At 36.6% G+C, this 24437-nt stretch carries 21 protein-coding genes and 1 pseudogene; 3 read left to right on the forward strand and 19 right to left on the reverse strand.

What is annotated here, in order from left to right; all coding sequences use genetic code 11:
• Window positions 1-149: 149 nt before the first annotated feature.
• The 10 genes from KQI58_RS13850 to KQI58_RS13895 form a co-directional block, all read right to left on the reverse strand.
• Window positions 150-2954, reverse strand: coding sequence for a sigma 54-interacting transcriptional regulator (locus KQI58_RS13850; RefSeq protein WP_253295957.1), 2805 nt, complete (start codon window positions 2952-2954; stop codon window positions 150-152).
• A 39-nt stretch (window positions 2955-2993) separates the two neighbouring features.
• Window positions 2994-3809, reverse strand: coding sequence for a Cof-type HAD-IIB family hydrolase (locus KQI58_RS13855; RefSeq protein ID WP_137440115.1), 816 nt, complete (start codon window positions 3807-3809; stop codon window positions 2994-2996).
• A gap of 70 nt (window positions 3810-3879) precedes the next feature.
• Window positions 3880-4626, reverse strand: a complete 747-nt coding sequence (locus tag KQI58_RS13860; protein WP_034876364.1) for a DeoR/GlpR family DNA-binding transcription regulator — start codon at window positions 4624-4626, stop codon at window positions 3880-3882.
• A gap of 130 nt (window positions 4627-4756) precedes the next feature.
• Window positions 4757-5722, reverse strand: coding sequence for a carbohydrate kinase family protein (locus tag KQI58_RS13865; protein WP_216409664.1), 966 nt, complete (start codon window positions 5720-5722; stop codon window positions 4757-4759).
• 54 nt (window positions 5723-5776) lie between these two features.
• Window positions 5777-7276, reverse strand: a complete 1500-nt coding sequence (locus KQI58_RS13870; protein ID WP_216409665.1) for a glycoside hydrolase family 32 protein — start codon at window positions 7274-7276, stop codon at window positions 5777-5779.
• Window positions 7277-7319: 43 nt separating this feature from the next.
• On the reverse strand, window positions 7320-8432 hold the full coding sequence (locus KQI58_RS13875) for an ABC transporter ATP-binding protein (RefSeq protein ID WP_216409666.1): 1113 nt from the start codon (window positions 8430-8432) through the stop codon (window positions 7320-7322).
• Window positions 8433-8496: 64 nt separating this feature from the next.
• The gene (locus tag KQI58_RS13880; protein ID WP_216409667.1) at window positions 8497-9861 is read right to left on the reverse strand and encodes a NosD domain-containing protein; all 1365 of its coding nucleotides are present in this window, start codon (window positions 9859-9861) and stop codon (window positions 8497-8499) included.
• A 69-nt stretch (window positions 9862-9930) separates the two neighbouring features.
• Window positions 9931-10761: a carbohydrate ABC transporter permease gene (locus KQI58_RS13885; RefSeq protein ID WP_216409668.1), complete on the reverse strand. Its 831-nt coding sequence runs from the start codon at window positions 10759-10761 to the stop codon at window positions 9931-9933.
• 13 nt (window positions 10762-10774) lie between these two features.
• Entirely contained in the window at window positions 10775-11662 is an 888-nt protein-coding gene (locus KQI58_RS13890; protein ID WP_010740694.1) for a carbohydrate ABC transporter permease, read from the reverse strand.
• Window positions 11663-11685: 23 nt separating this feature from the next.
• On the reverse strand, window positions 11686-12987 hold the full coding sequence (locus KQI58_RS13895) for a sugar ABC transporter substrate-binding protein (RefSeq protein WP_216409669.1): 1302 nt from the start codon (window positions 12985-12987) through the stop codon (window positions 11686-11688).
• A gap of 553 nt (window positions 12988-13540) precedes the next feature.
• Here KQI58_RS13895 and KQI58_RS13900 point away from each other — a divergent pair.
• Window positions 13541-14521, forward strand: coding sequence for a LacI family DNA-binding transcriptional regulator (locus KQI58_RS13900; RefSeq protein WP_216409670.1), 981 nt, complete (start codon window positions 13541-13543; stop codon window positions 14519-14521).
• A 117-nt stretch (window positions 14522-14638) separates the two neighbouring features.
• Here KQI58_RS13900 and KQI58_RS13905 read toward each other — a convergent pair.
• The 4 genes and pseudogenes from KQI58_RS13905 to KQI58_RS13920 form a co-directional block, all read right to left on the reverse strand.
• Window positions 14639-14956, reverse strand: a pseudogene (locus KQI58_RS13905) (DUF960 family protein).
• Between the two features lie 274 nt (window positions 14957-15230).
• Entirely contained in the window at window positions 15231-16043 is an 813-nt protein-coding gene (locus tag KQI58_RS13910; RefSeq protein WP_216409671.1) for an AAA family ATPase, read from the reverse strand.
• Window positions 16036-17472 (reverse strand): Mu transposase C-terminal domain-containing protein, encoded by a 1437-nt coding sequence (locus tag KQI58_RS13915; RefSeq protein WP_216409701.1) that lies wholly within the window; start codon window positions 17470-17472, stop codon window positions 16036-16038. The genes KQI58_RS13910 and KQI58_RS13915 overlap by 8 nt, the downstream gene beginning before the upstream one ends.
• The gene (locus tag KQI58_RS13920; protein WP_216409672.1) at window positions 17444-18037 is read right to left on the reverse strand and encodes a recombinase family protein; all 594 of its coding nucleotides are present in this window, start codon (window positions 18035-18037) and stop codon (window positions 17444-17446) included. The genes KQI58_RS13915 and KQI58_RS13920 overlap by 29 nt, the downstream gene beginning before the upstream one ends.
• A 240-nt stretch (window positions 18038-18277) precedes the next feature.
• Here KQI58_RS13920 and KQI58_RS13925 point away from each other — a divergent pair, with 240 nt between their 5' ends.
• Together KQI58_RS13925 and KQI58_RS13930 are read left to right on the forward strand one after the other, a co-directional pair.
• Window positions 18278-18637 carry an ArsR/SmtB family transcription factor gene (locus KQI58_RS13925; RefSeq protein ID WP_216409673.1) on the forward strand — a complete coding sequence of 120 codons (360 nt, stop codon included), beginning with the start codon at window positions 18278-18280 and terminating at the stop codon, window positions 18635-18637.
• Window positions 18634-20751 (forward strand): heavy metal translocating P-type ATPase, encoded by a 2118-nt coding sequence (locus tag KQI58_RS13930; protein ID WP_216409674.1) that lies wholly within the window; start codon window positions 18634-18636, stop codon window positions 20749-20751. Before KQI58_RS13925 ends, KQI58_RS13930 begins: the two co-directional genes overlap by 4 nt.
• 124 nt (window positions 20752-20875) lie before the next feature.
• On the opposite strand, the gene KQI58_RS13935 is transcribed toward KQI58_RS13930, so the two are convergent.
• The 5 genes from KQI58_RS13935 to KQI58_RS13955 form a co-directional block, all read right to left on the reverse strand.
• Window positions 20876-21103, reverse strand: coding sequence for a thioredoxin family protein (locus KQI58_RS13935; RefSeq protein ID WP_216409675.1), 228 nt, complete (start codon window positions 21101-21103; stop codon window positions 20876-20878).
• Between the two features lie 19 nt (window positions 21104-21122).
• On the reverse strand, window positions 21123-22112 hold the full coding sequence (locus tag KQI58_RS13940) for a permease (RefSeq protein WP_216409676.1): 990 nt from the start codon (window positions 22110-22112) through the stop codon (window positions 21123-21125).
• Window positions 22096-22443 carry an ArsR/SmtB family transcription factor gene (locus KQI58_RS13945; protein ID WP_216409677.1) on the reverse strand — a complete coding sequence of 116 codons (348 nt, stop codon included), beginning with the start codon at window positions 22441-22443 and terminating at the stop codon, window positions 22096-22098. The genes KQI58_RS13940 and KQI58_RS13945 overlap by 17 nt, the downstream gene beginning before the upstream one ends.
• Before the next feature lie 218 nt (window positions 22444-22661).
• Complete coding sequence (locus tag KQI58_RS13950; RefSeq protein WP_216409678.1) at window positions 22662-23432, reverse strand: ABC transporter permease; 771 nt, start codon at window positions 23430-23432, stop codon at window positions 22662-22664.
• Window positions 23425-24360, reverse strand: a complete 936-nt coding sequence (locus tag KQI58_RS13955) for an ABC transporter ATP-binding protein (RefSeq protein WP_216409679.1) — start codon at window positions 24358-24360, stop codon at window positions 23425-23427. Before KQI58_RS13955 ends, KQI58_RS13950 begins: the two co-directional genes overlap by 8 nt.
• Window positions 24361-24437 lie beyond the last annotated feature (77 nt).

The raw sequence follows: 24437 nt of genomic DNA on the forward strand, positions 1-24437 counted from the left end.
TTGTGTGCCAAACAGTGTTTCAAAATTCATATATCCTTCTAAATATTGTTCTACCAATCCATTTTTATTGAAAAAAAAGCAAGTATATCAGAAAATAAAACACTTTCTGAAACGCTTGCTTTTTACCCTTACTAGTTTTAAAACACTTTTTACAGTTCTGAAACACTTTTATCATCTATTAACATTTCTGCTATAAAAATTTTTTCATCTTTTGAAACTTTCAATTGTAATCCTTCCTCAATCCGTCGTAAGCTCTCTTCCACATGATCTAGTATCTCTGATACTTCTTTGGAAACAGTCTCCTCAAAACTCAATGGCGTCTGTTTAATCACGCGCTCAAAGACAAAGGCCGTGTGAACAACTAGCTTAATAATTTGTGAATTAGGAAATGAAACACCTAATACTGATCCCAAATCCGAAACCCACTCTAAAAGCATATCAGTTACATGGTATGGATTCAGATATACCAGGTATGTTTTCAGTGTGTCTTCACACAGATCCTTGACTACGATATTCTTCTGACCAGTTTTATCCAAGGGTAGATTTGTTACACCAATCATCTGTTTTAATATCTCTTCTCCAGTACCTTCAATTAAGTACTCCAAAGAAATGTGAGGTGCGTCTATCTTCGGATCTTTCGTACCTACGCTAGCAATTATTTGAAATTTTTCTAAAAGTTCTGGAATTTTTTCTTTCAATTTTAACGCAGAAACCGTTAACACTTGAATAGCATCGTCTGTTGAATCATAGATGATATTTGTAATTAAACCCTCTATTTTTTTTGCTGTTCCACTACCAGTTGTACAAATTGACAAAATCGCTTTAGGTTTACCTCGACTATCATCATGCAAATGGATTGAAGCAAAAAAATCCTTTTTTACTGAATCATAAACTGCATTCAAATCAAGATCCATATAGTTAATTTTTCGAACAACATCAAGCACAATCGAAGTAGTTACGTTAGGAATCGTTTTAATTTTAACACCGCTTGTCTGTTCCAATCGTTCTCCCATCATCGCCGGTGATCCCATGTCCACCAACATCAAGACCCCTTTTCCGCAGTCAAGCGCTTTGACTTTTTCAACCATCGCTTCAAATAATTCTTGCGGTGAAAGCGTCAGAGGCATATTTAACGCTTCGATTGGTGCTGCTCCTAAAAGATCAGTAGCCACTTCTACCATTGAAGTAGCAGTAGTATTCCCATGAGCTACGACTAAAACACTCACCTTTTGGGTTTCATCAAGTGTTTCAATGGATGCAATCAACATCGTTAAATAAATGACTTCAATTTCAGGAATCAAAAGATTGAACTCATTCTTGATTTCTTGTTTAAATAATAAAGCGACTTGATACTCCTTATCGTGCTCACGCTTGACTTCTTCAATCTCACTATCAATTAAGATGTTGGATTGTTTTCCCCGCCTTAGATACGCATCAATATGCATACCAATGTAGTAAATAAAACGACGATCAAAATGGCAATCCAACTCTCTCTCAGCAATTTTTTTCAAACCTTCAGCAAACATGGGTATCTTTTTATCGACAAATTTTAACAAATTATAATTCGCACTGTTTTCTTTTACAAAATTGCGTATATATAGATGCAAGTCTGTTAAAATATATTGGTGAATTTTCTCTTCATCAATTCCTTGGTCCATTAATACCTTGACTTTCTCTTCAATTGATTCATAGATATTAAACTCATTGAACTCTTCATTCGACAAACTGGCTTGTTCTTCTGGATAGATCACGGTCATCACACTGATCAAGCCTGACAATTCCTTGGCTTTTTCGAGATTGGTACGACTTGATGCCCAATCAGATTGGATTTCAGCGGGCAAATCGCGTAAACGAATCTCGATCTCCTCAGTTTGATGTAAATTGTTAAGAAAAGCCTGTGCACAAATTAGTTGTACATGTGATTTCAATTGACCAACATTACCAAAATTCGCAGCTTGAATCAAAGCGCTAAATACATCAATATTAATTCGCATCGTCTTTTGTATGCGCTTGGACTCATTTCCAAATAAGAACTTGATTAATTCCACTCGCTCCTTTATTGAGCGCTCCCGTAAGGAAGGAATCATAATCGTCATTGGAATTCTTCTTAGAAAAGTCCCTAATAAAGCTGAAGAAGGATTTTCTGTTGTTGCACAGATTATCAATACCTTAGCATGCCGTTTTACGTTATTCTCACCTAATCGATTAAAGGTTCCGTTATCGATGAAATAAAAAAGCATTTCCTGTCCTTCTGGTGGTAAACGATGCACTTCATCTAGTAACAAAATTCCACCATCCACTTGTTCAACTAAACCTGCATGATCTTCTTCAGCACCGGTAAATGCTCCTTTGCAATAGCCGAAAAGATGTGACAACAGTAATTGTGGATTATGATAGTAATCAGCACAATTAAAACTTTCAAAGGGGGCTTCTTCTGGGAATATATTTTCATACTTCGCGTATTCAAAGATTCGATTCGCAAAAAAAGTTTTCCCTGACCCGGTAGGACCTAATAACAACATATGTAAGCCAAAAGGAGGGTAATATACCGCCGCCTTGGCTTGCGAAATCGGTTTTTTCAAACTTCCATCATGACCAATTACACGATCAAAAGGATTTTTCTTTATTCTTTGAACTTTTACAGATTTATTATTGTGATCAAAAGCTAGTAACTCTTGTAGGCTTTTCACTTCTGTTTCTTGCGAAATGGTCGTTTCAAATAGTTCTTCAATGAGTATAGTTGGAAAATATTTCACTGGATAAGTCTTTACCTTGATCAGTTTCTGGGCCCGAACTAGCTTATTAAGTTCTAAACTTGCATTAGAGCGAGTCAATTGCAAAGCAGAAGCGATTTCTTGTGCAGAACTCCCCTCACCAGAAAGAATCTGATCCTTTGAGGCGTTCTGCCAAATTTCTAACAATTTTTGATACACTTTATCGATCCGTTTCACCATCTACACCTCAATTATTGATACACTTTTTCTCATTATATCCTAATGCAAAAAAGTTGCCAATGCGTGGTAGAAGCCATTCTCATTATTTCCTCTAGTTACTATATCTGATGAATGTTTCACTATTTCAGGCGCATTCCCCATTGCAACACCAACACCAGCTTTCACAAGCATCGGTAAATCATTATAGTTATCACCGATCGCTAAAATTTCTTTTAAATCAACGTGAAGCGCCTGTGCAATCAAAATCATAGCTGTCAATTTAGATACTTGCTGATGAGTTACTTCTAGATAGGTTTCTTTCGACCGATAAAAAGAAACATCCAAGAGTTCAGATTGTCTTAGCTTATCTTCTGCTATCTCTAGCGTTTCTGGGTTTCCCATTAATAAAAATTTATGGACAGGATGATAGTCTTTCAAGAATTCTTTTAAGTTCACTATTTTTGGCCGCATTTCAGTGATGGTGGCTTCTTGGCAGTGCCACCTATCGAGAGCTTCAACATACCAATGTTCATCAGAATAAACACTAATACTAACATCCACACAATGCTGTTTTACTAGTTTATAAATAAGCAATGCGTCTAAGCGTTCTACTGGTAAACTATACAGTGATACAAATTGTTTGTTCTTCTCTTCTCGAACAATTAGTGCACCGTTATAGCAAACTAATGGCGTTTTCAGCCCTAACTCCTTCGTTACTTTCGTCATCGCTAGTGGTGGTCTTGCTGATGCTAAAACTGTTGGAATACCAACATTGTTCATTCTTTGAATGATTTCTTTTGTCTCACCTGTCAATTGATGTCGTTCATCCAGCAAGGTCCCATCAATGTCACTAAAAACTAACTTAATCGTACTCATACTATCCCTCCTAATGCTTTTGATCAGTTAAAAAGACTTCCCGAAGCTACACGATTCGTTATTTTCACATCTAATACAAGATATTGGTACTCTTTTCAAACAACGCTAATTGATTTGGTTTTAGCTCTTGGTCGGTAATAAATACGTCAATATCTTCATATTCGCCACCCCTGAACGTTGACTGTTTTTGAAATTTTTGCTGCTCTGAAATCAAAACAACCTTGCGCGTTCGTTGAATTACTTTGCGTTTAATTCTAGCGTTCTGCTTTTCCTTAAAATAGAAACCATCTTCTTCAAGACTCGCAGCCCCAATTAGACTTAGATCAAACTTCACTTGACCTATTTGTTCCAATGCTTCCTCACCATAGAAAAAACGGTTCTTATCATCAAATTTTCCACCTAAAACGGTCAAGTTAATTAAGGGCTGATTTGCAAGTACAAATGCATTATCAAGTGCGTGGGTGTAAATTTGACAAGGTACTTTTATATTTTGCGCTACCTGTAAAAGTGTTGTTGACACATCGATGAAACAGACACTGTTCGGTTGAATCTGTTTTACAGCAAGCTGAGCCATCCTTTGTTTTTCCTGCGAAAGCTGATTTAATCGCTCAAAGTAATTTAAAACCTGTAATTTTTCTTCAGGCATTATGATGCCACCATGCGTACGGATTACTTTTCCGTTTTCAACCAATTGGATAATATCTCTTCTAGCGGTATCTCTGGAAATGCCAAACTGCTCTACGATTTCTTGGGTGCTAACCTCCCCTTTGTCCTCCAGCATCAACATAATTTTTTTGAGACGTTTCTCTTGATACAATTTCAACCCCTCGCTTTCATCCATATAGTAACATTTCCCATAAGCGTTTAAAAGTTTTTTTAAGTGTTTTTATGTATTTCGATAAATAAAAAAGCATAAATGCGCACATTTATGCTTTCAAATTGTATTCTTATTTACTAATTGCCAGAAATCTATTTATAGTCTCAATCTCTGGCATCGAGCAAAGTGCACCTTTCTTTGTGGTTATCAATGAAGCTGCTGCATTAGCGAACGTCAACATCTCAGCTAGTTGTTCTTTCGTTAATTCTTTTAGTCCATGGTTAAGAATATATTGAAGTACGCACCCACAAAAAGTATCCCCTGCACCAGTAGTTTCGATGGTCTGTTCATTCTTAAAAGCACGAACTTCAATCATATCTTCTTCATAATATGCTCGGCTTCCCTTATCCCCCATCGAAACAAGGATCAATTTAATCGGATATTTATCTCTAATTTTTTTAACTCCTTTTGAATAATCCTCTTCTCCTGTAAGCCATTGAATTTCGTTGTCTGATATTTTAAGAATATCACAATAGCTAAGCCCAACTTCTACTTGTTTTCGAGCCTCTTCTAAATTCTCCCATAATGGTTCACGAATATTGGGATCAAATGAAATCAAGCAATCACTGTTTTTAGCGATAGTCAGTGCCTTTTTCGTTGCATTGCGTACTCCTTCATGGGTCATGGAAAGTGTTCCAAAATGAAAAATCCTTGATTGCTTGATTACCTCTTCATTTACTTCCTGTTCTGTTAATTGCATATCTGCTCCTGGATTACGACAAAAAGTAAAATCTCTGTCCCCGTCTTCTCCATTGTGCACAAAGGCTAAGGTGGTGTGTACGTCTTTATCAAAGGACAAATTGCTTATATCAATTCCTAATTTTTCGGCCTTTTCTTTCAAAAACCAACCAAAATTATCATCACCGACTTTTCCAATGAACGCTACATTGCGATCGAATTTTCTTAACATCGCTAATACATTACATGGTGCGCCACCAGGATTCATTTCCAATAATGGATTGCCTTGATCACTTAGACCGTTTTGAGTAAAATCAATTATAATTTCGCCCAGAGCGGTTACATCAATCGTTTTCATTTTCATCCTCCATATTCAAATGCTCAAAGATATGTACTTTCTTCGAGCATTTGGCTACATTGTTTTCGTTAGTTCCCACGTTTCAAGCTGATTGATCACAAGTGTACCCTCAGCAACAGAAACATAGTTCTTATTTTGATCCTCTTTAGCAAAAACATTTAGACTGTGATTCGTTTTATAGTCATCTGTGAAAATTTCTATAGAGGATTGATCTACAAACAAATGTATCTTTAGTGTTGCTTTATCCTTTAGCAACAAATTACTTTTTGTAGTTCCTTGACTCCAATCATCTGAGTTGTCGCGGGAAACTGTCAGAATCTGCTTTCTTAAATCAAATGTCGCAATCGTAGCTAGATGATCGTTGCTCCTCAAGCGAAGCTCAAAGGAATCAGTGGTACTATTAGCAAGATCAATGGTCATTTTCAGTTCAAAACAATTGCCGTTACCTGTGGGAATCAAGAATTCGCCTTTTTCAATAATGGACTTTTCATGGATCGCTTCAGCTGATTTTCGAATGGATTGTAGCTCTTCTATAGGTACAAACTTCACTGTATTATCCGTATCAAGGATTGCTTCTCGCGGAAGGTTGAAAGAACCACACCAGCCTTCTTTGAAGGTTGGCCCCCAATCCTTCCACCACGGCATCCAATCCCAACCATTCGCCCACGCAACAAGAATGCGTCTGCCGGATTGATCAACAAATGATTGCGGCGCATAATAATCAAATCCCCAATCAATATTTCCTACAGTTGTGTAATTGAACTTTCCAGTTTCATAATTCATATCTCCGACTAAATAAATACTCGTTCGTTCTTTCACTCCCATTGGAGAAAACGTTAGAACATACTTTTCTCCGTTGGCATTTTTCAATGAGAAAAAATCGGGACATTCCCACATATAGCCAAATTCTCCTCGACTTTCTGCAAGAACATTAAAGAAGTTCCAATCTTCTAAATTTTTTGAACGATACAATAGTGCTTGCCCAAGCCCATCCTTTTTCCCACTACATACCAAATAGAAATAATCTTCATGCTTCCAAACTTTTGGATCTCGAAACTCACCCACATCGTAACCAGTTGGTGGAGCAGCAATAACCGGATTATTTTCACTTTTGACAAAATGGATACCATCATCGCTGTATGCCATACACTGATTTTGAACAAATTCGTCTCCGTAGTTTGTCGAGGCGGTGTATAAAAGGTAGAGGCGCCCCTCATATTCGATTGCACTTCCAGAAAAACAGCCACCTTTGGGATGATTGTCATAGGTTTCGCTTGGCGCCAACGCAAGAGGTAAGTATTCCCAGTGCAGCATGTCATCACTGATTGCATGTCCCCAGTGCATCGAGCCCCAATAGGAGTCATAAGGATTATATTGATAGAAGAAATGATACTTACCTTTAAAATAAATGAGTCCATTCGGATCATTTAGCCAGCCGGCTTCAGTCATAAAGTGATACTTTTGACGCATTGCCCCCTTAGCCACTTCTGATCTTTTCTTATCTATTTCAGCTTGAGCACGAACAATATTTTTTTTCATTAATTCAATGGACAAGAGAATCCCTCCTAACTTAAACGATCACTTTTCAACGATAAAATTACTTCGTACATTTGATTCTCAATTCTGTCTTTGGATCAAAGAAATGTCCCTTTGAGATTTCTAACGCTAAGCGAACGATCTCACCTGGACGATGGAAGTCTCTAGCATTAACTTTGGAGACAAATTCTGTTTCATCAATTTTGCTGTATAACAACGTTTCTGATCCTAAAAGCTCTGACACGACAATCGTTGCATCTATTGCTGACTCAATAACTGAATCCAAGACGATCTGTTCGCTTCTAATATCTTCTGGCCGAATACCGAAAATCAAGTCTTTTCCTTCATAGCCCTTAGCCACGAGCACTTTATTCTCACCTTCTGGCACTTTTAACTTGAAATTTCGTCCACTAGTGATGTAGCCATTTTTTAAAGTCACATGAAAGAAGTTCATTGCAGGTGAACCAATGAAACTTGCAACAAAGACATTTTCAGGCAAATCATATACTTCTTTAGGACTACCAATCTGTTGAATCAAACCATCCTTCATAATGACGATCCGGTCCGCCATTGTCATCGCTTCTGTCTGATCATGAGTGACATAAATAGTTGTCGTTCCTAAACGTTGATGCAACTTTGCGATTTCAGCACGCATGGATACACGTAGTTTTGCGTCCAAATTAGATAAAGGTTCATCCATCAAAAAGACTTGAGCATCACGGACGATTGCACGACCTAAAGCAACACGTTGACGTTGTCCGCCAGATAAAGCCGCGGGTTTTCTCTTTAGATACTCAGTTAAGCCTAAAATTTCCGCTGCTTCTTCTACCTTCTTTTTAATCTCATCTGTTGGATATTTTCTGAGCTTTAAACCAAAGGCCATATTGTCAAAGACGGTCATATGTGGATAGAGCGCATAATTTTGAAAGACCATTGCGATATCCCGATCCTTTGGTGCTACATTGTTGATGACTCTATCACCGATTTTCAATTCTCCTTCAGTGATATCCTCAAGACCTGCTACCATTCGAAGGGTTGTAGATTTTCCACAACCAGAAGGACCTACAAAGACGATAAATTCCTTTTCATCAATTTCTAAATTGAAATCAGTTACGGTATAATTCTCCGCATTTGAATATTTTTTATAAATATGTTGCATGGAAAGTGTTCCCATCGTTTTTTACCCTCACTTTTTTACTATTAAGCAATGCTAAACTCTAAAGATAGTTTAATAGTGCTTACCTGAATTCGTTCAATATAGAATGCTTAGCTGGAATTGGCGTTGCTCTAAAGGCATTGTCTTTTTTATCCAGTTCAACTTGTGCTTCAGAACCAGAGTCGAGCACCGTATTTCCAAAAGACTGTTTTTCAATTAATACCGTCTTGACCTCAAGAGCCTCAGTTGCATCATTGGTCAATAAGGCTTCTACTTGTGATGCAAAACAGGAATCACTGGATGTTAATTCTGATTTTGTAGCGACTATATGATTATTAGAAATATAATTTCCATTACCAGTAACAACATGGATAATTACAGGAGTTGCTCCTTTTGGTGAAATTTGATCCTTGTCAATAATTTCAGAAAAATGGTTGCCAATCACCGTGTTGCTGTTACCATTGATTGATAAAAGTCCGAAGGTATCATCTAAACCGTTATTCCTTCCTTGCAACGGTGCCCAAGGTTCATGATCATGCAAAAGATGGTTGGATGAAATAGAATTTTCGGAGCTATTTTTATCTAAAATAACCATTCCTGGGTAAAAGGCATGAAGTCTGTTATTGCTAATAAGTGAGCGAGTAACTCCTTCAAGATGAATACAGCTAGCTCCTCTAGGGAAAACATTATTTGCAGTCACTAGCAGGCCACCAAAATTCTCTGCATAAATGGAATAGCCCTTGAAACCTGCACCAATCAAATTATCTGTCACCTTCGACGCCTGTCCCCAACCACGTAATTCTATACAGCTTCCACATTCCGCGATAAAATTATCATGAATTGTAAGTGCATCCGCATGATAGGAAATAATTCCATGCTCCAAATAGACAAATCCCATGCCTGTAATTCGAAACGAATCATTCGCACTGGCAACGTGTATTCCCGTTTTCCCATTTGTATAAGTGTTTTCTGGATTCGTTTCATCCGAACCATCATCGACAAAGTGTAAGCCGTCGATACAAAAATTTGAAAATTCAACAGAACTAATTCGCGGATCACCGCTACGCTGAATGTAGAATGCCGCGCCAGCAGCCTCTTCTATCGGTGAACCCGACAGATCAACAAGAATGCGACTGCCGCCAGGCCAAAGCTCATGTAGATCACTCCATTCATCCTCCGGCACATTATAGCGGATACTAGAAGAAGTAAAGCCATGTCCAGAACCCATGATCTTTAAGAAGCTAATATCAATAACAACCTGTGTTTTCAAGTGATAATCACCTGGTGGAATATAGATGACTGCCCCTGGTTTCCCTCCATCATTTTCATCAATCTCTTTTTGTCTTTTTTTAATGTTTAAAAGAATACTGTTAATGACTTCGCCAATATCGTTAAATGGATCTCCTATTGCCCATTGGGTTACATCATAATAATTTTTACTCACCATTACTCCTCCTGATGAGCGATTCTTTAATTAGAATCGCTCTTTTGTTCCTTCAAATACGTTTTGTTTTGATTAGCTTTTAACTGAACCAGCGGTTATTCCTTGAACAATGAATCGCTGTGCTACGATTGATAAAACCATTACAGGTAAACTAAAAATTAGAGCTCCCGCACACATCGGACCCAAGTCCATACTGTAAGCTGATAAAAATTCAGATAATCCAACCGTAAATGTTTTTGCCTCTGTACTAGTCAATAACAACGACAATAAAAATTCATTCCAAGATAGAAATAGCGTAAATACAAAGGCTGTAGCCAAACCTGGTGTACAGATTGGCAAGATGATTCGAATAAATGTCTGGAGACTTGAAGCCCCATCCATACAAGCTGCTTCATCAATACTTGTTGGAATCCCTTCATAGAAACCGAGCATGACCCACATAACAAAAGGCATATTTATCGCTGCATAAACAATAATTAAGGCAACTCTCGTATCATACAAACCAAGATTTGTAATCAACTCATAGATCGGTACAGCAATACTCGATGTCGGAATCATTTTTAAACACAACACGACAATAATCAAAAAGGTGGCAATCTTAGCTCCTGAACGTTGAATAGCATAAGAAGATAACGCCCCTAAAATTACTGCAATCAAAGTACTGCAAACAGCAACTAAAAAACTATTAAAAATGTAATGAAAAGCCGGCATCCGTTCGAACAAACCAGTGAAATTTTCCACAGATAGAACAGTTGGAAAAAATTTAGCAGGAATTGAAACAACCTCAGCACCTGGCTTGAAGGATGAACTAATCAAGTACAGATAGGGAAACAACCAGACTACAGCACAGACAATCGCTAAAATTATCAGTAATTTACTTTGAATACTTCTTTTTTTCTCCACTTGCTATCCCCTCCTACACCGATTGTTTTTTCTTCGGATTCCATAGTCCTTGCATGAACACAAGAGTGAACACAACGAGTACTACCACAAGTATTAATGCCATGGCACTTGCATACCCGACTTTGTTATATCTGGTCAGCGTTTTATAGATGACAACACTGATAAGTTCTGATGAATTGTTCGGCCCACCCTGCGTCATCGCCCAAACAATATCAAACGTTCTTGCAGCATCAATAATTCGAATGGATAATGCGGTTAATAATACTGGTTTAATATTTGGTAGTTTGATTTTAATAATTTTTTGCCACCAATTTGCCCCATCAATCGTAGCCGCTTCAATCATACTTCCATCAAGTCCTTGAAGACCGGCAAGAATCATCAGCATCATGAACGGGGTCGTTAACCAAATATCCGCAAAACAACAAGCCAATAACGACCATTTCTCATCTGCAAGCCAAAGGATCTGGTTCGAATTTTCAAGAAGACCAACATTTACTAATAGTTGATTGATAATGCCAAACTGCGCGCTCAGCATTAACTTCCAAATCAAACCAGCCACTAGAGGTGCAATCATTAGCGGGGTCAAAATGAGTGACCGGATGACCTTGTTTCCTTTAAAGTTTTCTTCAAAAACTAACGCTAAGATCGTTCCTAATATTAGTTCGACAACAACAGCAATAAAGATGTAGACAAGCGTATTTTTTAACGGCTGTAAAAAGCTTTCATTTCCAAAAGCTTTAATATAATTGTCAAAACCAACAAACTCCTTCATACCATTTGGATCAAAGCTATATAGACTGTCAAAAGCCATTTTGAAAATCGGATAAATCATAAATATTCCCATAAATAATGCGCCTGGTAAAAAGAAGGCAAGCACGGTTTTTCTGGATATCAACTGCATGGTTTTTCCTCCTTGTTCTTGTCTTACTCTATGATGGTCTCAATTTCAGATTTCGCATCTTTAAGAGCATCTTTAGGAGTCGCTTTTCCAGATAACGCCGACTGAACAGCTTTCGCTAGCACTTCTTCAATTTCTGTCCAATAAGGAGTAGCAGGTCTATTTTGAGAGTATTCATTATCTAACGTTTCTAATACAGCCCCTAGATGCTCATCACCTGCTTGTGTTTCATATTTTTCATATACAGACGTTCTCCCTGCGATCTTCAATGAACCTTCAGTCATGTATTTCTCGTTATTGTCATACATGAATTTCAGATATTCGATTGCTGCCTCTTGATTCTCAGAATTTTTCATCACACATTGATACCATGGTCCTGTTGTAGCGGCTACACCAGCAGAGCCGCCAATCATTGGTGCTACACCAACTTTTTCCTTATTCAGTTCATAAGCGGCCGGATATTGATGGCTCCAGTTTAATTGCATCGCAAGTTTTCCATTATTAAACATTTCCTGAGCCTCAGTAGATGCGACAGATAGCGTTTCTTCAGGTGCGTAGCCTTTTTCATAGAGATCACATAGATATTGCAACGCATCAACATAAGGTTTTTCATCAACCAATACTTCATTGTCCTTACCTAAAACTAACGGTTTTGCTCCAGCCTGTGATGCTTGATCAAGGAAACTACAAACCGTATCTCCAGATGCCATCCCGAAAACGGCGGTTCCATACATATCATCTTTAGTAAAGAATTCCGCACATTCTTTGTATTCTTCCCAAGTAGTAGGGACTTTTAAATCGTGACCATATTTCTTGTTGAATTCTGTTTTATTTTTCTCATCTTCAAAGAGATCTTTTCTATAAATGAGTACTTTACTATTAATCCACATCGGTAGTCCTAGCAGCTTATCATTCAACGTCCCACCATCTTCAAGTGTCGGAAGAAAATCAGAAGTGATCTTGTCATCCACTGATTTATTAAGTGGTGTTAATGCGTTCTCAAAAGCGGATAACCAGAGAACGTCCAGACAAACAACATCATGAGCCGCCGATTTTGATTTCACTTCTGTCGAAACTTTGTCATACATTCCAGAATAAGGAACTGAATCAACCACTACCTTATAGCCTGTTTCCTTTTTGAAAGCATCAGCAGTACTATTAGCGATCTTCTCAGCAGGACTTCCACTTTCTACAAGGACTGTAATTGTCTTGTCCTTTCCTGCTTCCTTACTTTCCGAACCATTTCCACAAGCAGAAAGTACTAATGTGCTTACCAGTGTCAAAGCTGCTAAAGCAAACACGCCAAATCTCTTTTTATTCTTTTTCATTTTTCCACTACCTTTCTTTTCGACCATTTAAGAATTAAATGCAAATGACAATCAATTATTCCAGCAATACATTCAAACCTAATCTTGGCGGCTTTTTTATGAACCGCTTTCATTACAAATCTATACACAGTGCTAAAAAGGAACCGAGTTAATCTTAGTTGATTCACTACCTCCTTTTCATTTTTGTAAGCTCTTTCTAACACCCTACGCCGTAAGTATAAAATATGAAATTATTAATGTCAAACGTTTTCAAAAATATTTTCTCTAATTCGTCAAAATGGGATTAGAAATAAAAAAGGAACGAACGAATTTTAGTTTAGAAATAGGCAGTTCCCGAAGGCATACTCTTTCTTAGCCCCAAAAAAGTGTTTTAATATTGAAATTCAAATGACGCATTTTAATGAAAATATTTTCATGAATTGCTTGAAATAATCTATTCCACATTGTATGATAACCGTATGATAACTAGACAGTAATTTACAAACGCTTCCACTCGAAGCAATACAGTCATTTGAGTTACGTAAACCATCAGGCAAAGAGAGGCTGCACAAATATGGACAAAGTGGGAATAAAGGCGATCGCAGAAAAAAGTGGTGTTTCCCTAACTACTGTTTCAAGATATTTTAATAAACCAGAACTGCTATCACAAAAAACAAAAAATAAAATACAAGCAGTGATTCAAGAATTAAATTATAGTCAGGATAATGTTGCCAGAATATTAGTAACCGGCAAATCTAATCTTGTAGGCGTCATCTTCCCTCAGTTACACCTTAGCTTCTATACAGAATTGCTAAATCAGCTCATTCAGTTTGGAGAAGAAAAAGACTACAGTTTTATTGTTTATACCTCAAGAGATACGAAAGAGGAAGAACTAAATGTCATCGACATGTTAAAGTCCTATCGTGTAAAAGGGATTATTTTATTAAGTCATATTCTGGATTCAGAGGACATTGAAAAATTGGATGTTCCCATCATCTCAATTGAGCGTGCTGGCGGGGATTTTTGCCAAATCAATAACGATAATTATACTGGTGGCAAGCTTGCTGGAGAAAAATTGATGGCTGACGGATGTGAAGTATTGATCCATATTAATAATGGATATTATGATGATTGGCCTTCCTTCAAACGAATTGTAGGCTTTGAATTTTCAGTGAAGGATACGCTTCATGAAACAATCATTCGTGAAGAACTGACCGACCCATATTCTGAAGAAGCATCCACTACTATGTCTGCGGTTTTAGATAATTTACTTGAAAAATATCCAAATAAAAAAATGGGGGTTTTCTGCTCAAACGATGATATTGCAAATATGCTTCAAAGAGACTGCATACGAAAAGGGATAAAAATACCAGAAGAGTTAGAAATAATCGGGTATGATAATTCCCCAGTATCTGACAACGCTATTTACCCCATCACATCAATAGACCAAAATATTCCATTGATGGCAGAAATAGCTGTGAATTCATTAGATACGTACATCCCTCACGAAAATGTAGTAGCTGCGAAACTAATAGAAAAGGGAACCACCCTTTAGAAAATTTAACAGAATACATTGTATAAATCGTATGAGTAACGACTAATCTTAGGTAGTTGCTTTGCGGTTTTTCTTTTTTCCAATAGAATCAAACGACTGTCCCTCTAAGGTCCACTATCAATGTTCTTCTAGCAACATCTTTCGATGCGTATGATCGTCGATAATCCATAGCTTTTTTATTTGGAAATTTGCTAAATCATTCGTTATTCGACATTCATGATAATCAATAAAGAATGGTTCTTCTTGCCGATGGATAATCGTAATGGTTCCTCTCTGATCATCTCGATTGAACTCAAATATCTGTATGTAATCTAACTGAACATCCTATTGTTTCACCTTTCCATCAATCAATTGAAAACAACGTAACTGTATTTCCTTTGGTACTTGTTCATTCACTTCCCTCGTAATATAGCGATTTTCTTGTGTATCGAACATTGCTTAATCCTCCTTTTAAGGCACAAAAATAGCCCAATCACCGATTAAGATGATTAGGCTTCATAGTAATAATATATCCTTGTAAATTGGACTGTCTCTAATCCAAGTAATACTTAGTAGCTTATCTTCATAATACTAAGTAATTCGGGACTCACTTAATGTAACTCAGTCACTAAATAAGGACTATTCTGTTACATTCAAAATATACTAAATGGAAAACAGCGTGTCACTTTTATTTTTAAATGACGCGTTTTTACTATAATAAATGGCGTGATCATAACCCAATAACTAAACTATCTCTTGCTGCTTCTACAACATCGACAGTAATAGTATTTAACTGATTAATTTCCAGTATTCGATGGATTTGTGCAAATAGTCTGTGCAGTAATCTAAAATTTCCTTTCGTGATCTTTATAATGCTAGTAATTGCTTCATAGTCAGAAAAATCTTCCAATTTCAGATCAAGTCCTAGATCCGACCATTTGTATTCAATAATATGATGGGTCTCATCTTTGCTTAAGTTATCAAACTCATGTGCAAATCCGATTCTTGAATAGAGTTGAGGGTACCTGCTTAGTCTTTTTTCTATACCAGGCATGCCGATCAAGACCATGGCAATATCATTTTGATCATAAATATCTCTTAACTGCTCAAAATGTTGAAGCTTTAATCGATCAATTTCATCAACAATAATTAAATCAATTCCCTTATATGCGTCAGTCGATAATCCGCCATCTTCTTTTCCTTCTTTTTCGGTTAGATAAATATTTCTAGTCAATCCAATCCGCATGCCATATGTATGAATATCACCACTGATCCTAGTTTGTCTTTCTGCTGGTGCTGTGCAAAATATCGTATTGGCGTAAAGAATTTCTTTAGTTGCATCTATTCCGATCTCCTTGTTAACTTTAAAATCAATTTGCTTATAAATACTATCCCAGTTAGCATAATGGCGTGCTGATACAGTTTTTCCAACTCCAGGAATTCCATAACAGACTCCAATGTATTTGTATTTAATGCATGCGTCACAGAATTCCGCAAATCGTTTATATTCTTTCGTCTCAATAAATGTTTTCGACTTATTCATTGAAATACCTCTTTAAAGTAGTTTTTTTTTTCTTATTAGAATGTCCAGCTTTTTCCTCTTGTTCTGTGATCAATAGATCGACTGAACTCGGAGAGTTGATTTTCTCTTTTAGGATCTTTCTACGTTTTGTTCTTGCAGCAACCAAATCATTGATATCGATCGAATAATTTGAAATTTCAGGAGAGACTGCATTACACAAAAATTGATTGCGATAAAACACTCGAATTTCTGCTATGTCTGAAGGGTTGTATCGAATTAGGACTGATTCTCCTACAAAAGCCGAGAGGTTAGGATTGGTATATCGTAGTCCTTGGAAATGAATACCATCTGAATGTACCTTTCTCGACTTAGAAATTTCCAGCAACAATAAATCTAATTTTTCAAGATTTTCTGGAAGATTCGGTAAAAATAATTTTGAATTCCATTTATCAATTGGACACATCTTAATTGAAGAATGTTCTTTAAAGTTATAGTCATAGATCAAAAAATGATGAAGTTTGTTCCGAAATTCTTGAAAATTAAGTCTGTCAGCTTTATCAGAATTTCCAATATATCCTGGTAAAGACTCTAAGAAAAGCTGATTAACTGTGAGAAAGAAACGTTCAATTTTTCCTCTACCGCGTGGAACTCCTACTTTAGAAAATAATAAGTTAATTCTCAGATCAATCGCAACTTGTTCCAAGTGATCAGAAGTGAAGTCACTCCCATGGTCTGTATAAAAGTGTTCTGGTATACCACAAATAGGCCATTTGGAATCTCGTTTGGTCCAAATAGCCTGGTGTAATGTTAATGCAGTTTGAATAGCAGAAGGGGAGTCAAAAGATACAGAATAGCCGGCAATTGCACGACTGTAATCATCCATAATAATCGTTAACCATGGACGTTTTGGGACTCCTTTAGTATCGATGATCTCGATATCTAATAAAGTATGGTCCGCTTGCCACACTTCATTTGGTCGTTTGGGCTCTCGAATCTTGATAAGGTCGAACTTTTCTGAATAAACCTTCTCACCCTCATGAGCCAGTACACCAACAGAAGAGGGAAGAGATTTAATAGCCTTATAGACCTGACTATAGCTAGGGGAAATGAACTTTTTTTCGGTACAAAATTTACATAGCTTTCTTTGGATGGTTGCAATACTCATTTTTCTATAGGTAAAGAACAAGCTTTCAATTTCACTAATGACTTCTGGATCTAAACGAGTTTTACCGCTATCAGATCTCGTTTTACGAACCAATCCAATTAATCCATTTTCTTGATAGTGTTTCTTCCAACGCTGCAAGGTTCGAAGTGGGATTCCTTCATCTTCAGATATATCAACTAAGGATTTCTGATAAGCTAAATTTGGTTGGATTACTTTGTACTTGCTCATTGCTGCTTGTCTTTGATTGTCGGAATAACTAACTAACTGATCCTTTCGACTTTTCATTATCTCTGGCCTCCATTTTATCGAGATACCGGTAAATTGTTGTTCTAGAGACATTCCATTTTTCCGCAATAGTTTTAATTGGCGTACCATTATCGATCAACATTTTCATTAGATCCAAATCGTTAGCGTTCAACTTTTCTGGTCTTCCCCCAAATCGACCGCGAGCTCTTGCAGCAGCTCTACCAGCTGCCGAACGTTCCAATATCAAATTCCGCTCAAATTCTGCGAATGCTGCAAACAAGTGAAACATCAATTGACCAGTAGAACTAGATTTATCCATAGTGATATTTTCCTGAAGGCTATGAAAACCAACTCCTCGTTCATTCAATCTATTTACAATAGAAATAAGATCTTCCATATTTCTTCCTAAGCGATCCAAACGCCAAACAACTAATGTGTCTCCAGATCGAACAAAATCAATGGCCGTTTCCAAACCAGGTCGATTACTTTTTGCACCACTCATATGATCAGTGAAAATTTTCTCACATCCAAATTTATTTAAGCTATCTTCTTGTAAATCCAAATTTTGTAATCCGGTAGAGACCCGGGCGTATCCTATTTTCAAAATTATCACTCCATTCTCGAAAATATTGTACCATAACTTTAGAAACAGGGGAGTATTTGAACATAGATTATGATACGGGTTTATGAACACGATATAATTCTATTTAGGTAAAATTTTAATCAAAAACAAAAGTGTACAGAAAGGGACCATTTTATGAACAATCAAACAACCATTTGAATATAGATTGGTGTTCTGATATAATACATTCAAATATAAATTTGAATGTAGAGGTATGAGCTTATGAGTAATGAAATTTGTGAAATAACTTGTATTCATGAAGACAAGGTTAATCGTGCCAAAGCTAAGCTAGCCAACTTTGACACTCTGACAGTGAGTGGTTTCTTTAAAATATTGTCAGATGAAAATAGACTAAAAATTGTACATGCCTTAGTTCATGAAGATGAGCTATGTGTTTGCGATATTGCAAATATCATTGATGCTTCAGTCGCAACTACTTCACACCACCTGAACTCCTTAAAAAAATTGGGCGTAGTTGATAATCACAAGGATGGAAAGTTAGTCTACTATTTTATTAAAAATATCAAAATCTTAAATCTTATGGAGCTTGGCGTAAATTTTAAAGAAGAGGTGCTAGCATGAGTGAGAAAATGACCGAAAAAACCTATCGAATAGAAGGGTTAAGCTGTACAAATTGTGCAGGTAAATTTGAAAAAAATGTAAAACAGTTACCAGGAGTTACGAATGCAACAGTAAACTTTGGTGCAAGTAAGATTTCAGTAGAAGGTCAGACAAGTATTGAAGAACTTGAAGAAGCGGGAGCCTTTGAAAATCTTATCATTCGTAACGATCAAGAAAATGCTGAACAAGGCAGATCAAAAGAGTCTTTTATTAAACGGAATATCGCTTTAATCATCTCTCTTGGTTTTATACTTGTTGCTGTAATTTCCCAACTCTCATTGGGCGAAGGTCATTTATTAACGAAAGCCCTTTATATATTGGCAATAATAATTGGTGGATATGATTTATTTAAAGAAGGGTTCTCTGATTTGATCAAATTGGACTTCTCCATGGAATCTTTAATGACTATTGCGATTATTGGGGCCGCGTTTATTGGAGAATGGGCCGAAGGTTCTATTGTAGTAATACTATTTGCTATTAGTGAAGCTTTAGAACGCTTTTCAATGGATAAAGCAAGACAATCCATTCGGTCTCTTATGGATATAGCTCCAAAAGAAGCCCTTATCAGGAGAAACAATGTAGAGCAATTAATAAGTGTCGATAAGATTGATATCGACGATATTATGATCATTAAACCCGGGCAAAAAATAGCCATGGATGGACTTGTTATCAACGGTCATTCATCAGTAAATCAAGCAGCAATTACAGGCGAATCAGTTCCTGTTGAAAAACAATTAGATGATGAAGTATTCGCAGGAACACTGAATGAAGAAGGTGTTCTTGAAGTCAAAGTAACGAAAAAAGTAACTGATACAACGATTGCAAAAATCATTCATTTAGTCGAAGAAGCGCAGGGAGAACGTGCTCCCGCACAGGCTTTTGTAGACAAATTCGCAAAATACTATACGCCATTCATAATTATAATGGCTCTATTGATAGTTGTTGTCCCTCCACTATTCTTTGGTGGTGACTGGAATAAATGGCTTTACCAAGGGTTATCCATTTTAGTGGTCGGGTGTCCCTGTTCATTAGTGATCTCTACACCTGTTTCAATTGTTTCCGCCATTGGTAATGCAGCTAAAAATGGTGTTTTAGTAAAAGGCGGTGTTTATCTAGAAGAAATCGGTCATTTGAGAGCAATTGCTTTTGATAAAACTGGGACTTTAACTAAAGGAAAACCTGTTGTGACAGATTTCATTACAACTAACTCTGACACTGATATAAATTATCTATCAATTATTTCATCATTAGAATCTCTTTCTCAACACCCATTAGCTTCAGCTATTTTGAACGAAGCTGATAAAACCAATGTTGATTACAAATCAATAAAGATTGAGGAATTCCAATCTATAACAGGTAAGGGGCTTACAGGGATATATCAAGACATACGTTACTATATTGGAAGTCCTAAACTGTTTTCTGAATCAGTAATTGAAGAAACCGTACTTAAAATGCAATACAGTCAATTTCAAGAACAAGGAAAAACCGCCATGTATTTTGGAACTGCTGAACAAGTCTTAGGAGTAATTGCCGTTGCGGATGAAGTAAGATATTCAAGTGCTGCTGTTATTTCTGAACTCCACAAATTATCTATTGAACATACAATTATGCTTACTGGTGATAATGTTAAGACTGCTGAATCTATTGGTAAGCAATTAGGTGTAACTGAAATAAAAGGAGATCTAATGCCTCAAGAAAAATTAGATTCGATTAAAGCTTTGCGAACAACTTATAATAAAGTAGCAATGGTGGGCGACGGCATTAATGATGCACCAGCATTAGCTGCATCAACGGTTGGTATTGCAATGGGTGGCGCAGGAACAGATACGGCTCTCGAAACTGCTGATGTTGCTCTAATGGGTGACGATTTACAAAAATTACCCTTTATTGTTAGACTTAGCCGCCAAACCCTAAAAGTAATTAAGCAAAATATCACCTTCTCATTAGGTATAAAACTATTAGCTCTACTACTAGTCATACCAGGTTGGTTAACGCTATGGATCGCTATTGTGGCAGATATGGGAGCAACACTTTTAGTAACATTAAACGGATTACGTTTGATGAAAGTTAAATAGCTCAACAAAAAAAAGAAGGCATCTTTATAAGCATGTCTTCTTTTTTATTATACATTTTCATTTTTTTGAACGCTAGTTATTAAGCAAACTATGCGCTATTTAAATATTAAAAATGACAGTCTCTTTATAACCATTTACCAATTTCTTTAGCTTTTGGTACTCTTCCAGAAACTACTACTTTTTCATCAACTACTAATGCAGGGGTACGCATAACACCATATTTTTGAATCTCAATCATATCAGTAACTTTCTCTATATCTGCAGTTTTTCCAGATTGCGTTAAAGCCTCTCTTGCATTTGCCTCCAGGTTTTGACAGTTCTTACATCCGGGTCCTAAGACTTTAATAATCATTTCTATCATCCTCTCATTTTTATATTGGCAACATATTGAATAAGAATCCAATAATAAGAATACCCACTAAACAAATACTAATAAAAGTCGCTAATAATTTTGGCTTTACTACTTTGCTCAACATGATCAACGAAGGTAATGATAAAGTAGTAACTGACATCATGAATGCCATCAAAGTACCAATTGGAACCCCTTTTGCATGAAGAGCTTCAGCAATTGGTAATACTCCAAAAATATCTGCATATATTGGAGCACCAACTAGTGTTGCAATAACTACGGCAAAGGGATTATCTTTACCAAGTATCGTTTGAATAAATGATTCAGGTATCCAATTATGAATAGCAGCCCCGATTCCAACTCCTATCAAGACGTAAGGCCATACTTTTCCTGCTACCTCTTTTACCTGACTTACACCAAAATGGACTCGATCTTTCCATGATAGTTCTTCAACAAAACTAGCCGTATCTTCCATGTTTCTGATATAATCTTGAATTTGGTCTTCCATTGATAGTTTATCAATAGAGCTTCCCCCAAAAATTGCTAACAGTAAACCAACTAATACATATAACATAGCTACTTTTGTACCAAAAAATGACATCAAAAGTATGATTGACGCTATATCTACCATTGGTGAAGAGATTAGAAATGAAAATGTTACACCCAGGGGCAATCCTGCTGATGTAAAACCGATAAAAATAGGAATACTCGAACAACTACAAAAGGGAGTTACTGTTCCTAATAAAGCACCTAAAGTGTTTCCTTTCCAACCTTTAATTCCACCTAATACTTTTTTTGTCTTTTCTGGTGGAAAGAAGGTCTGAATGATACCCATCATGAAAATTAAGACAGACAGTAGAATAAATATTTTGATAGTATCAAAAATGAAAAACTGGATACTGCTTCCTAGTTTGCTGTCTAATGATAATCTAAAAATTTTCTCAACTAAAACTCCAGCCAGATCGTTAAGCCAAGTCATTTTAAACAAAGTATCACTAACTGTTTGCCACATTTTTTTGCACCTCTAGTAAATGATCAAAGTCATTTATCCTCTCTGCATCTTTAAAAAAAATGGAATTTTCTTCCAGGTTCTCAACAATCTTCTCTAATATCCCAATTAAAAAATTATCTTTGCCCAATTCATACTTAACAAATTTTCCATCTTGATAAGAAGTCACAATTTTTTGATCGCGCAGCTTACTTAAATGCTTTGATACTTTACTTTGTGGGGTTTCCATGATTTCTTGTATTTGGCAAACACACAAGGGTCTTTTTAATAGAAGTAATAATATCCTGATTCTAGTTTCATCGGACAATATTTTAAAGTAGTTTACAAAATCCATATTCTCACATCCTCATATGCGTCTGTGAGGATATGATATGTGATTATTAGCACATTGTCAATACTAGAATTCATATTTGTATATCGATTTTCCGTAATGTAGCGCTATTTGTACGAAAAAATCTGATATACTGAACTTCAACTTTGCTTATCCTGAGTAAATTACAGAAGCGAGTGGACTCCCCTGTTAATGAGTCCACTCGCTTTTTTGAATTCATTTTAACTTCTTAATCCTCTACCGGTATTAATCAAATAGTAACAAACAGTATAAAGAACTGAAATGAATAGAACAAGGATTGTGATTGAAACGGCTATGGGTACATCGGTCGTCCCTAAAAACCCGTATCTAAACGCTGATATCATATAAACAATCGGGTTGATTTTTGAAACACCTTGCCAAAATGGCGGCAGCATCGAAATCGCATAAAATACGCCACCTAGATACGTTAGCGGTTGTAAAATGAATGTTGGAACGATTGAAACATCGTCGTAAGATTGAGCAAAAACACCGTTTATTAAGCCTGCTAATGAAAACAAGATCGCCGTCATTAACAATGTGAGAATAACAATAATCCATGAATGTACGTTAAGTGGTACAAAAAATAAAGAAACAATCGTTACAAGGGTTCCTACTAGTAAGCTTCTTCCTAGTCCCCCAATAACAAATCCCCAAATGATAATGTGAGTTGGTACTGGCGCAACTAATAGTTCTTCAATATTTTTTTGCAGCTTCTGAGAGAAAAACGACGAAGAAACATTTGCGTAAGAACTAGTGATTGCTGACATCATAATTAATCCTGGTACGATAAACTCCATATAGGTGAACCCGCCCATGTCTCCAATTCGACCACCGATCATTTTCCCAAAAATGATAAAATACAACGATGTCGTTATAACAGGCGGTACTAATGTTTGTACCCAGATTCGTAAATAACGATTGGTTTCCTTAACGGCAAGACTTTTTAACGCGGTAAAATAAAGATTAAGCATTGGTTCCCTCCGAAAGACTTTTTTCTTCTGTGATTTTCAAAAACAGCTCTTCTAAACGATTAGATTTATTACGCATCGATAAAACTTTCATCCCTTGATCGCTGAGCTGATTGAAAATATCATTTACTCCTTGATTTCGTTCAACTTCCACCGATAAAGTCAGATCATCTTCTAAAGAATATGTATATCCTTCTATCTTAGGTGCTTTATTATGAGGTGCAAGGTCTAAAATAAATGTTTCAAACTGTAATTTAGATAGAAGTTCTTTCATACTGGTATTTTCGATCAATTCTCCTGATTGAATGATCCCTATGTTTCGACAAAGCATTTCAGCTTCTTCCAAATAATGAGTAGTCAAGATAATGGTGGTGCCATTTTCGTTTAGTTCTTTTAAGAAGGACCACATTTCACGTCTCAGTTCAATATCCACTCCGGCGGTTGGTTCATCCAAAATTAATAACTTTGGTTCGTGCATTAGTGCTCGAGCGATCATAAGCCGGCGCTTCATCCCGCCAGAAAGCATTCGAGCACGTTCGTTACGTTTTTCCCATAAATTTGATTGCTTCAAATACTTCTCACTGCGCTTCAATGCTTCTTTTCTCGGAACTCCGTAATACCCTGCCTGATTCACTACAATTTGTTGAACAGTCTCAAAAGGATTGAAGTTGAATTCTTGCGGAACAAGACCTATCTGCTGCTTGGCCTTTTCTAAATCAGTATCAAGATCGTAGTCAAAAACTTTTACCTTCCCAGATGTTTTATTGACAAGAGAGGTGATAATTCCAATCGTTGTCGACTTCCCAGCACCATTGGGCCCTAAAAGGGCATAAAAATCCCCCTTTTCAACCTGGAGATCAATTCCACGTAATGCCTCAACACCTGTTCCATAGATTTTTTTCAAATTTGTTATTTCAAGTGCATATTCCATATACTTTTTCCTTTCGTAAAACAATTCCTCAATTAGAAGTCGCTCTAACTTTTCTACTGTAAAAGGTCATGTGGTCA

It is taken from the genome of Enterococcus raffinosus (assembly GCF_018917525.1).
Classification (GTDB): domain Bacteria; phylum Bacillota; class Bacilli; order Lactobacillales; family Enterococcaceae; genus Enterococcus_A; species Enterococcus_A raffinosus_A.